Source organism: Microbacterium sp. (genome assembly GCF_029263575.1).
Lineage (GTDB): Bacteria > Actinomycetota > Actinomycetes > Actinomycetales > Microbacteriaceae > Microbacterium.
Window position 1 is genome coordinate 1 of the sequence record NZ_JAJUFV010000109.1, and the last position, 9,817, is coordinate 9,817.

Sequence of the window (9,817 nt, forward strand, 5' to 3'; positions counted from 1 at the left end):
GTCGAAGGAGTCCTTCTCTTCCTCAGCCTCAGCGGCGCCACCGGCACCAGCGGCACCTGCAGCGGCGACGGGGGCAGCAGCGGTGACCTCGAACTTCTCCTCGAACGCCTTGACGAAGTCGTTGAGCTCGACGAGCGTCAGGTCGGCAAACTGCTCAAGCAGCTCCTCAGTGGTGAGCTTAGCCATGATGTATCTCCTAATAGATGGGGTTTGTGGGAAGAAAACGCCGGTCGCTTACGCGGCCTCTGCGGTCTCCAGCTTGTTGCGAAGAGCATCGATGGTCGCGGCAGCCTTGCCCATCGTCGCCTTCATCATGCCCGCGGCCTTCGCCAGCAGAACCTCACGGCTCTCCAGCGACGCGTACTTGTTGACCTCTTCGGCGCTGAGGACGTTGCCCTCATAGACGCCGCTCTTGATCACGAGGTGCGGGTTCGCCTTGGCGAAGTCACGAAGAGCCTTCGCGGCGGCGACGAAGTCGCCGTGCACGAATGCGACAGCCGAAGGACCGTTGAGGTCGTCATCCAGCTCACTGATCCCTGCCTTGTTGGCAGCGATCTTGGTCAGCGTGTTCTTCACCACGGCGTAGTTCGCGTTCTGACGGATGCTGTCACGCAGCTCTTTCAGCTGAGCAACGGTCAGACCGCGGTACTCGGTCAGCAGGACGGCGTTCGAGTTCTCGAATGACTTCGTGAGCTCGGCAACCGATGCATCCTTCTGCGCCATGGTCACTCCTTGGTGGGTACGAGATGCCGCACGTCCGTGCGACATCGACCTCGACCACCCGCTCAAACAAAAACGCTCCGGCGCAAGCGACGGAGCGTGAGAATCTGTTTCCAGAAATACGTTCATGTCCCTGCGCGGGCCCCTGCTGAGCAGTGCTTCAATCGTCTTGCCCTTGCGCGCACGACGATGACCAGCGGTCTTCGGTTACCTCAACTGTACCTGAGAGAGGACATCTCCCCAAATCACGGCCGATCCGGGGACGAGCACTTCCACCGGTACCCCCTGTTCTCGCCGAGGCCCAACAGCCTATATCCGGGGGCGCCGACGAGAACAGGGGCGCCGCTCCAATGAGAGATCGACCAACCGAGCGACAGCGAGCGCCGGTGCGGCTACGCGCGATCCGCGGCACGGCCGGAATGCCCGGCGAGCGCATCCGCCGCGCGAACGAGCGTGAGGTGCGAGAACGCCTGGGGAGTGTTTCCGGCATGCCGGGATGCGCCGACGTCGTACTCCTCCGACAGAAGTCCGACGTCGTTCGACAGCGAGACGAGCCGGTCCATCAAGGTACGTGCGTCGTCGAGGCGGCCACTCGCCGCGTACTGCTCCACGAGCCAGAAGCTGCACGCGAGGAACGGATGCTCCCCACCATCGAGTCCGTCCACGCCGGAAGCCGTCCGGTACCGCATCAGCAGACCGTCACGCACCAGCGTGCGCTCCATCTGCTCGACCGTGCGCAGCATCCGCGGATCATCCGCCGCGCAGTACCCGACCTGCGGAAGCGTCAGAAGCGAGGCATCCACCTCGTCAGAGCCGTAATGCTGTACGAAGTAGCCGTCCGCATGCACGCCGTGCTCATCGATCTCGGCACGCACCTGATCCCGCATCCGCGCCCACCGTTCGGCGTCACCGGGCAGATCATGCTCGCGCACCGCGCGCACGCCGCGGTCGAGGGCTGCCCACATCATCACCCTGGAGTGCGTGAACCGTTGCGGCTCACCGCGGATCTCCCAGATGCCGTTGTCGGGCTTGTCCATGTCCACGATGGCGCGCTCGATGAGCTTTCGCTGCAGCGGCCAGGAGAACGCCCCCTCCTCGAGACCCGCGATCCGAGCCGCCTCGAGCGCCACCAGCACCTCGCCGATCACGTCGCCCTGATATTGGTCGACAGCGCCGTTGCCGATCCGCACCGGTGCGGCGCGGTCATATCCGGGAAGACTCGTCAGCTCGCGCTCGGCGAGGTCGCGTTCGCCGGCTATGCCGTACATGATCTGCACCTCGGTAGGGTCGCCCGCGACCGCGCGCAGGAGCCACCGCCGCCAGTGGTGCGCTTCCTCCAGGAAGCCGTGCACGGTCAGCGCCTCCAGCGTCAGCGCGGCATCGCGCAGCCACACGAAGCGATAATCCCAGTTCCGCGTGCCACCGAACTCCTCCGGCAGCGACGTCGTCGCCGCCGCCACGATGCCGCCGGTATCTCTGCTGGTCAACGCACGCAGCACGAGCAGCGAGCGCACCACCGCGTCGCGGTGCGGACCATCGTGTTCGATGGGACTCGCCCACCCCTGCCACCACGACCGCGTCCTTGCGATGGCCGCTTCGACATCGAGAGGGTGCGGCTCGGATGTGTGGGAGGGAAACCAGCTCAGTGTGAGGTCGCGAGTCTCCCCTTCAGCCACAGTGAGACCTGCGGCATGCACATGGTCGGATGCTGTGAGCTTCACGCCGCGCACGATCACCGCATCCGGCCCCGCCGTCGCATGCAGCGCCGGCGCTTCAGCGTTGCCCACCTGACGCACCCAGGGCACGGCCCGCGCATAATCGAAATGCATGCGCAGTTCCGTGCGGAAGGCGACGGTGCCTGAGACGCCGATGATCCGCCGCACGACGTCGGTTCGATCGTCGGTCATCGGCATGAACTCGTGCACTTCGGCGATGCCGTCGGCGCTCTCCCATCGGGTGATGAGGATGAAGGTGTCGGGCCAATACCGCCGCTGCACCGTCGCATTCGGATCCACCGGGCGCAGCGTCCAGCATCCGTGCGATGGATCGCCCAGCAGAGCGCCGAATACCGACGGAGCATCGAAACGCGGCAGGCACAGCCAGTCGATGCTGCCATCGCGCGAGACCAGGGCTGCCGTTCGGCAGTCGCTCAGAAGTGCGTAATCCTCGATCGGTGTGGGCATTGCGTCGATTGTCGCACGTCCCTGTTCGCCCCGCATAGCTCTGTTGGCAGCGCAGCATCGCCAGTACCGTGGGAAACATGACTGCTGACACCACGCTGGTGATCTTCGGCGCCTCAGGAGACCTCACCTCGCGACTGCTGCTTCCCGCTCTCGGACAGCTGCTCACCACCGAGCCGGAGCGCCACGTGCGACTCATCGGAGCCGGCACCGACGAGTGGACCGACGATGACCTGCTCGATGTCGTGCGCACGTCGTTTCGATCAGCGGATGCCGAGGCAGCCGTCTCACGCGTCGACGTCGAGTATCGCCGCGCTGACATCACGAAGGCCGATGAGCTCGCTTCGCTGCTGGCGGGGCTCGACGGGCAGGTCGCACTCTACTTCGCGGTACCCCCGGCCGTCGCCGCCGCGGCCTGTGCGGCACTGACCGCTGACATGCTGCCAGCGGGCGCGATGCTCGCGCTGGAGAAGCCCTTCGGGGTCGATGAAGACAGCGCCCGGAGGCTCAACGACACCATCGCCGCACTCGTGCCGGAAAGTCAGGTGTTCCGGGTCGACCACTTCCTCGGAAAGGCCACCACGCTGAATCTGCTCGGCGCTCGCTTCGCGAACCGCCTGCTCGAGCCGCTGTGGTCGGCCGAGAGCATCGAATCGGTCGCCATCATCTATGACGAGAAGCTGGGCCTCGAAGGTCGGGCAGGATATTACGACGGCGCGGGGGCGTTCGTCGACATGATCCAGAGTCACCTGCTGCAGGTGCTTGCGGTCCTCGCCATGGAGCAACCCGCGACGCTCGATGAGACGGACTTTCGCGAAGCGACCTCGGCGGTTCTGCGCGCGACGACCGTCTTCGGCGAGGATCCGATCGCCGCATCGCGCCGGGCGCGGTACACCGCCGGCACCGTCGATGGCGAGCAGAAGCCGTCCTATGTCGATGAGCCGGGCGTCGATCCCGAGCGCGGCACCGAGACCCTCGCCGCGGCGACGTTCGAGGTGCGAAACGCACGTTGGGCCGGAGTGCCGTTCACACTTCGTTCGGGGAAGGCGTTGAGCGACCCGGCGCGCGAGGTCATCGTGCGCTTTCGCGCCGTGCGCCACCTTCCCGTCGGGTTCACCGGCTCGGCTGACGGGGCTGTCCTGCGCTTCTCGCTCGGGCCCGACCGCATGTCGCTCGAGCTCAACGTCAACGGCGCCGACGACCCGCTCGAGCTCGAACGAGCGACGCTCACAGCCGAGCTGGGTGCGGGTGCGCTCAAGGCCTACGCCGAAGTTCTCTCCGGCGTCCTCGACGCCGACCCGATGCTGTCTGTGCGCGGTGATGCCGCCGAGCAGTGCTGGCGCATCATCGAGCCGATCCGGCAGGCGTGGAAGCGCAACGACGTGCCGCTGGAAGAGTATCCGGCCGGATCGCACGGACCGAGCGGCTGGGTGGCGCTGCGCTGACCCGAGGCTCGCGACCGCGGCGCGGCAGACCCTCGGCTCTCGACAGTCCGGGGTAGCCTCGAAGGGTGAATTCGGATCTACAGGCGCGCATCATCGCGGACTCCCGCGACCGCGTCGCCTGGCTCCGGGCCCGCGCACGCGGCATCACCGCGACGGATGTCGCTGGACTCTCCGGTGAGAATTCCATCGCCCGCGCAGCGGAGGCGAAGCTCGGCGGCGGAGCCCGCTTCGGTGGCAACGCATACACCGATCATGGTCGTCGGCGCGAGCCCGAGATCGCCGCATGGGTCGCCGCCACCCACGGCATCCAGCCCTCTTCTGCTCTGTTTCGCGCAGAGGTCGAACATCGCCACCTCGCCACACCGGACGGCGTCTTACAAGACGGCGACGGCCGCATCCTGCTCGCCGAGATCAAGACGACCAATAAGAACTGGCGCACGATTCCGCGCACCTACATGCGGCAGGTGTGGTGGCAACAGCATGTTCTCGGGGCCGAGCGCACCCTGTTCGTCTGGGAAGAGCACGACAGCTTCCAGCCGATCCATGATGAGCCGCGGTGCGTGTGGATCGACCGCGATGAGCGCGAGATCAATCAACTCGTCACGCTGGCTACGCGTCTGATCGATGAGCTCTACCACCGCACGACCGGGCAGCGCCCGCCGTCGAGCGATATCGTCGCGGCGCCCAGCCGACGCGACGCCCTGCGCGAGCGCGATGCTTTCCGCGCGCTCGCCCTCGCCGACTGACGTTACGAGTCGCGCCGAATCCGGTGCCGGGTCACACGAGCACGCGCTGTGCTTCGATCACGACCTCAGCCGCGACGGCATCGAGCATGGCCGAAGGCAGGTTCCACTGCTGCCAGTAGTGCGCCACGCGCACGGTCTTACCCGGCAGCCGCACCAGGTCACCGTGCGTCTTGTGACCGGACATCTGCATCCGAGGAATCAACCCCCACCCGAGCCCGAGCGCGACGGCCGTGGCGAAATCATGTGAGGCGGGCACGTAGTGCCGTGGCACGTCGGATGCCGACACACCCCAGCCACGCAACCATCCGCGCTGCAAGTCATCGCGCCGGTCGAAGTCGACGAACGGTGCTCGCGCGAGAGACTCCGCTGTGACGCCGTCGGTGAACCACCGGTCGATGAACGCGGCACTCGCCAGCGGCTCGTATTCGAGCTGCCCGAGCGGCGTCACAGCGCATCCCGTTACCGGGGTCGACTGGCTGGTCACCGCGGCCATAACGGTTCCGGCTTCGAGCAGCCCGGCTGTGAAGTCCTGATCGTCGCGGTGCAGATCGAAGTCGATGTCGTGTCGTTCTGACACGCGAGCCAAGGGAGCGAGAAACCACGTCGACAGGGAGTCCGCGTTCACCGCGAGCGGGATGCTGATGCGCCCGCCCGCGCCCTCGTCGACGCCGAGGGAGACAGCGGTCTCATGCTCGAGGAGTGCGATCTGCCGGGCGAGACGCACGATCGCTTCGCCGGATGCCGTGGCCCGGGCCGGCTTCGAACGCACCACGAGTACGCGCCCGAGGTGTGATTCCAAGGCCTTGAGGCGCTGGCTGACCGCCGAGGGGGTGATGTTCAACCGCCGCGCGGCCGCATCGAGGCTGCCCTCTTCGGTGACGGCGGCGACCGTAGCGGCTTGGTCCGGATCTATCCTCACATGAGAGATACTAATGCGACGGTAGTAATCTTCGTTGGCGCTTCAGATCGTTGGCTCGTAACGTCGATACGTGCTCTCTTTCTTCGCCGGTCTCGGACTGGGCCTGTCGCTCATCATCGCCATCGGCGCACAGAACGTGTTCATTCTGCGCCAGGGCGTCCGTCGAGAGCATGTCTTCGCCGTCGTGGTGGTCTGCGCAGCGTCGGATGCCGTGCTGATCGCGCTCGGCGTCGCCGGCCTCGGCTATCTGCTCCAGGCGATGCCCTGGCTGGTCGTCGTCGCCCGTTGGTTCGGCGCCGCATTCCTTCTCGGCTACGGACTGCTCGCCGCGCGACGCGCGTGGCTGGGAACCGGTGCGCTCACGCTCGGCGCCGACACAGCCGCTGACAGACGACGAGCGGATGCTGGCCCCCACAGCAGGCTCGTTCCCGTAGTGCTCACCGTGCTTGCGCTGACGTGGCTGAATCCGCATGTGTATCTCGATACCGTGCTCATGCTCGGGTCCATCGCCGCAACCCATGGCGACGCACGATGGCTCTTCGCGACCGGGGCGATAGCCGCGAGCGTCATCTGGTTCGTCGCGCTCGGCTACGGTGCGCGCTACCTTGGCCGCTGGTTGAACACTCCGCGTGCATGGCGAGTGCTGGATGCGCTGATCGCCATCGTCATGATCGCGCTCGCGGTGAGTCTGCTCGTCCCCGTGCTCACGGGCGAGTGATCATTCTGACGGCCTCGCTCAGGCACCGTCGAGCGGACGCATGATCCGCGTGAGGAAGCGGCGCGTGCGCTCATGCCGCGGCGCGGTGAACAGCCGCTGCGGCGGCCCCTGTTCCACCACGACGCCGCCGTCGAGGAAGAGGACATGATCCGCCGCTTCACGCGCGAACGCGAGTTCATGCGTGACGACGACCATCGACCAGCCCTCATCCGCGAGCTCTTTGATGACAGAGAGAACCTCACCCACGAGCTCGGGGTCGAGGGCACTCGTCGGCTCGTCGAAGAGCAGCAGGTCAGGGCGCAGCGCGAGTGCTCGGACGATGCCCACCCGCTGCTGCTGGCCGCCAGAGAGCTCGTGCGGATACGCATCCTCTTTGTCAGCAAGCCCGACACGTGCCAGCAGCGTTCGCGCCTCGGCCACGACCTCGTCTTTAGCGCGGCGCTGCACACGCCAGGGCCCTTCGATCACGTTGTTGAGCACGGTCAGGTGCGGAAAGAGGTTGTGATGCTGGAACACCATGGCCGAACGGTCCCGCAAGGCGAAGCGCGTCGCCTTCGTGGGTCGTGTCGTGAAATCGATCTCTGGTCCGCCGTCGAGGCTCAAGACACCGGAATCCGGAGTCTCCAGGCCGTTGAGCGAGCGCAGCACGGTCGTCTTTCCCGATCCGCTGGGCCCGATGAGCACGACGACCTCCCCACGGTGCAGCGTGAGGTCGACCCCGTTGAGTACTTCGTTGTCGCCGAAGCGTTTGTGCAGTCCGCCGGCGGCCAGCAGCGGCGTGTCGGTACGTGCGGGAACGTCAGCGTGCGACATGGCGGTCGAGCCTCCTCTCCAGGGCGTCCTGCCCGAGCGACAGCACGAAGCAGATCACCCAGTACACGAGCGCGGCGGTCAGATACACGACCATGAACTTGTAGCTGAAAGCGGCGATCTGCTGCGCGATTCGGAAAAGCTCGGTGACGAGAATCAGCGACGCGAGCGAGGTGTCTTTGACGAGCGAGATGAACGTATTCGACAGTGGCGGCACCGACACACGGGCCGCTTGCGGCAGGATGATGCGGGTCAGAGTGCGCGAGCGCCCCATGCCGACGGTATAGGCAGCTTCCCACTGCCCCTTGGCGACGGAGAGGATCGCGGCACGAATCACCTCAGCCGCGTAGCCCCCCACGTTCAGCGAGAACGCGATGATCGCGCTCGGCCACGGATCCACGACGATGCCGATGGATGGCATGCCGTAGAAGATCACGAAGAGCTGAACCAGCAGCGGCGTACCGCGAATGATGGAGATATAGACGCGAGCGATTCCGGAAAGCACGCGGTGCTCAGAGATGCGCATGAGCGCGATGCCGAGCGCGAGTACGAGACCGAGGGCAAACGAGATGAGTGCGAGCGGAATCGTGCCGGTGACACCGGCCAGTGCGATCGGACCGATCGCACTGAGAAACAGCTCCCAGAGCTCCACTGTTACTCAGAGACGTCGGTACCGAAGTACTTGGTGCTGATCTCGGCCAGGGTGCCGTCAGCGCGCAGTTCTTCGAGTGCGCCGTCGACCGCATCGGCGAGTGCCTGCTTGTCCTTTGTGAAGGCGAACGCCTGCGAACCGCCTTCTTCGGTCTCGGCGGCGATTTTGAGTCCGGTGGGCCCCTCGTTCGTCTCATAGTCGAGGAAGGTCAGCTCGTCGTTGATGGTCGCGTCGACGCGGCCCTGCTGCAGCAACTGCACAGCCTGCGCCCACCCTTCGACCGATTCGACGGTGGCGCCGCTTTCGGTGGCCAGTTCGTACCAGTTACTCGTCAGCGATTGTGCGGTCTTCTTGCCTGCGAGGTCGTCGAATGAGCTGATCGAGTCATCGTCTTCGGCGACGACGATCACACCGTGGCTGACCGTGTACGGCTCGCTGAACAGGTAATTGGCCTCGCGCTCGTCGTTGATGGTGACCTGGTTTGCGATGAGGTCGAAGCGCCCTGCCTCGAGGCCGGCGAAGATGGCATCCCACTGGGTCTCTTCGAACGTGATCTCGAGGTCGAGCTTCTCGGCAACCGCCTCGATGATCTCGACGTCGTAGCCGACGAGGTCGCCGGTTCCGTCACCCTCGTGGTAGCTGAAGGGACGGTACGTACCCTCGGTCGCGACCGTGAGGGTGCCGTCAGCCACGAGCGAGAGATCAGCGTTCGTGCTCGATCCACCATCCGTCGGCTCTTCGGTGGTCTGGCTTGTGCACGCGGCCAGTGCGAGCGCGGTGACGGCGACCAGAGAAACAGCGGAAAGACGGCGGAACATGTGGATCCTCCTGGGATCGGGAACGGCGCCCGGGTCGAGCGGCACGGATACAACGCTAAGCGTCGGGTGCATTGCCTGCACATCGTGTGACGCTGCATTTCAGCGCGTGCTGTGCACTCTCGTGTTAACGCAGAATGGCCACCCTGCGTTGGGTGGCCATTCTGACTGAAAAGGAGTCCGGCGGTGTCCTACTCTCCCACAGGGTCCCCCCTGCAGTACCATCGGCGCTGTGAGGCTTAGCTTCCGGGTTCGGAATGTGACCGGGCGTTTCCCTCACGCTATGGCCGCCGAAACACTATTGATGTTTCAATCAAACCTATCAACACGTGATGTGTTGTTAGGGTTCTCGACCGTACATCGAGAACCACTCAGTGGACGCGGAGCATCAGTAATTCGAACTGTTGAAATATGGTGTTATCAAGTCATCGGCTTATTAGTACCAGTCAGCTGCACACGTTGCCGTGCTTCCACATCTGGCCTATCAACCCAGTAGTCTGGCTGGGAGCCTCTCACCCACAAGGGGCATGGAAGTCTCATCTTGAGGCCGGCTTCCCGCTTAGATGCTTTCAGCGGTTATCCATCCCGAACGTAGCTAATCAGCGGTGCTCCTGGCGGAACAACTGACACACCAGAGGTTCGTCCAACCCGGTCCTCTCGTACTAGGGTCAGATCCTCTCAAACTTCCTACGCGCGCAGCGGATAGGGACCGAACTGTCTCACGACGTTCTAAACCCAGCTCGCGTACCGCTTTAATGGGCGAACAGCCCAACCCTTGGGACCTACTCCAGCCCCAGGATGCGACGAGCCGA

Annotated in this window: 9 protein-coding genes, 2 rRNA genes and 1 pseudogene; 3 read left to right on the top strand and 9 right to left on the bottom strand. The window is 64.9% G+C overall.

Annotation, left to right across the window (positions count from 1 at the left end; all coding sequences use genetic code 11):
* From Q1J95_RS11170 to Q1J95_RS11180, 3 genes and pseudogenes are all read right to left on the bottom strand, one after another.
* A pseudogene (locus Q1J95_RS11170) lies at positions 1 to 186 on the bottom strand (50S ribosomal protein L7/L12); the annotation flags it as partial.
* A 48-nt stretch (positions 187 to 234) separates the two neighbouring features.
* Complete coding sequence (gene rplJ, locus Q1J95_RS11175; protein ID WP_300267605.1) at positions 235 to 723, bottom strand: 50S ribosomal protein L10; 489 nt, start codon at positions 721 to 723, stop codon at positions 235 to 237.
* A gap of 389 nt (positions 724 to 1,112) precedes the next feature.
* A complete protein-coding gene (locus Q1J95_RS11180; protein WP_300267607.1) occupies positions 1,113 to 2,903 on the bottom strand; it encodes a glycoside hydrolase family 15 protein in 1,791 nt (596 codons plus the stop codon).
* A gap of 77 nt (positions 2,904 to 2,980) precedes the next feature.
* Between Q1J95_RS11180 and Q1J95_RS11185 the strand changes: the two genes are divergently transcribed.
* Both Q1J95_RS11185 and Q1J95_RS11190 read left to right on the top strand, forming a co-directional pair.
* Positions 2,981 to 4,345, top strand: coding sequence for a glucose-6-phosphate dehydrogenase (locus Q1J95_RS11185; protein ID WP_300267609.1), 1,365 nt, complete (start codon positions 2,981 to 2,983; stop codon positions 4,343 to 4,345).
* A 65-nt stretch (positions 4,346 to 4,410) separates the two neighbouring features.
* Positions 4,411 to 5,091: a YqaJ viral recombinase family protein gene (locus Q1J95_RS11190; protein ID WP_300267611.1), complete on the top strand. Its 681-nt coding sequence runs from the start codon at positions 4,411 to 4,413 to the stop codon at positions 5,089 to 5,091.
* A 31-nt stretch (positions 5,092 to 5,122) separates the two neighbouring features.
* On the opposite strand, the gene Q1J95_RS11195 is transcribed toward Q1J95_RS11190, so the two are convergent.
* Positions 5,123 to 6,010 carry a LysR family transcriptional regulator ArgP gene (locus Q1J95_RS11195; RefSeq protein WP_300267612.1) on the bottom strand — a complete coding sequence of 296 codons (888 nt, stop codon included), beginning with the start codon at positions 6,008 to 6,010 and terminating at the stop codon, positions 5,123 to 5,125.
* A 70-nt stretch (positions 6,011 to 6,080) separates the two neighbouring features.
* Between Q1J95_RS11195 and Q1J95_RS11200 the strand changes: the two genes are divergently transcribed.
* On the top strand, positions 6,081 to 6,728 hold the full coding sequence (locus Q1J95_RS11200; protein ID WP_300267614.1) for a LysE/ArgO family amino acid transporter: 648 nt from the start codon (positions 6,081 to 6,083) through the stop codon (positions 6,726 to 6,728).
* An 18-nt stretch (positions 6,729 to 6,746) separates the two neighbouring features.
* Here Q1J95_RS11200 and Q1J95_RS11205 read toward each other — a convergent pair whose 3' ends face one another.
* From Q1J95_RS11205 to Q1J95_RS11225, 5 genes are all read right to left on the bottom strand, one after another.
* Positions 6,747 to 7,541, bottom strand: coding sequence for an amino acid ABC transporter ATP-binding protein (locus tag Q1J95_RS11205; protein WP_300267616.1), 795 nt, complete (start codon positions 7,539 to 7,541; stop codon positions 6,747 to 6,749).
* Positions 7,528 to 8,190 carry an amino acid ABC transporter permease gene (locus Q1J95_RS11210; protein WP_300267618.1) on the bottom strand — a complete coding sequence of 221 codons (663 nt, stop codon included), beginning with the start codon at positions 8,188 to 8,190 and terminating at the stop codon, positions 7,528 to 7,530. Before Q1J95_RS11210 ends, Q1J95_RS11205 begins: the two co-directional genes overlap by 14 nt.
* A gap of 2 nt (positions 8,191 to 8,192) precedes the next feature.
* Positions 8,193 to 9,008, bottom strand: a complete 816-nt coding sequence (locus Q1J95_RS11215) for a transporter substrate-binding domain-containing protein (RefSeq protein WP_300267620.1) — start codon at positions 9,006 to 9,008, stop codon at positions 8,193 to 8,195.
* A 175-nt stretch (positions 9,009 to 9,183) separates the two neighbouring features.
* Positions 9,184 to 9,300 (bottom strand): 5S ribosomal RNA (gene rrf / locus Q1J95_RS11220).
* Between the two features lie 121 nt (positions 9,301 to 9,421).
* Positions 9,422 to 9,817 (bottom strand): 23S ribosomal RNA (locus Q1J95_RS11225); the annotation flags it as partial.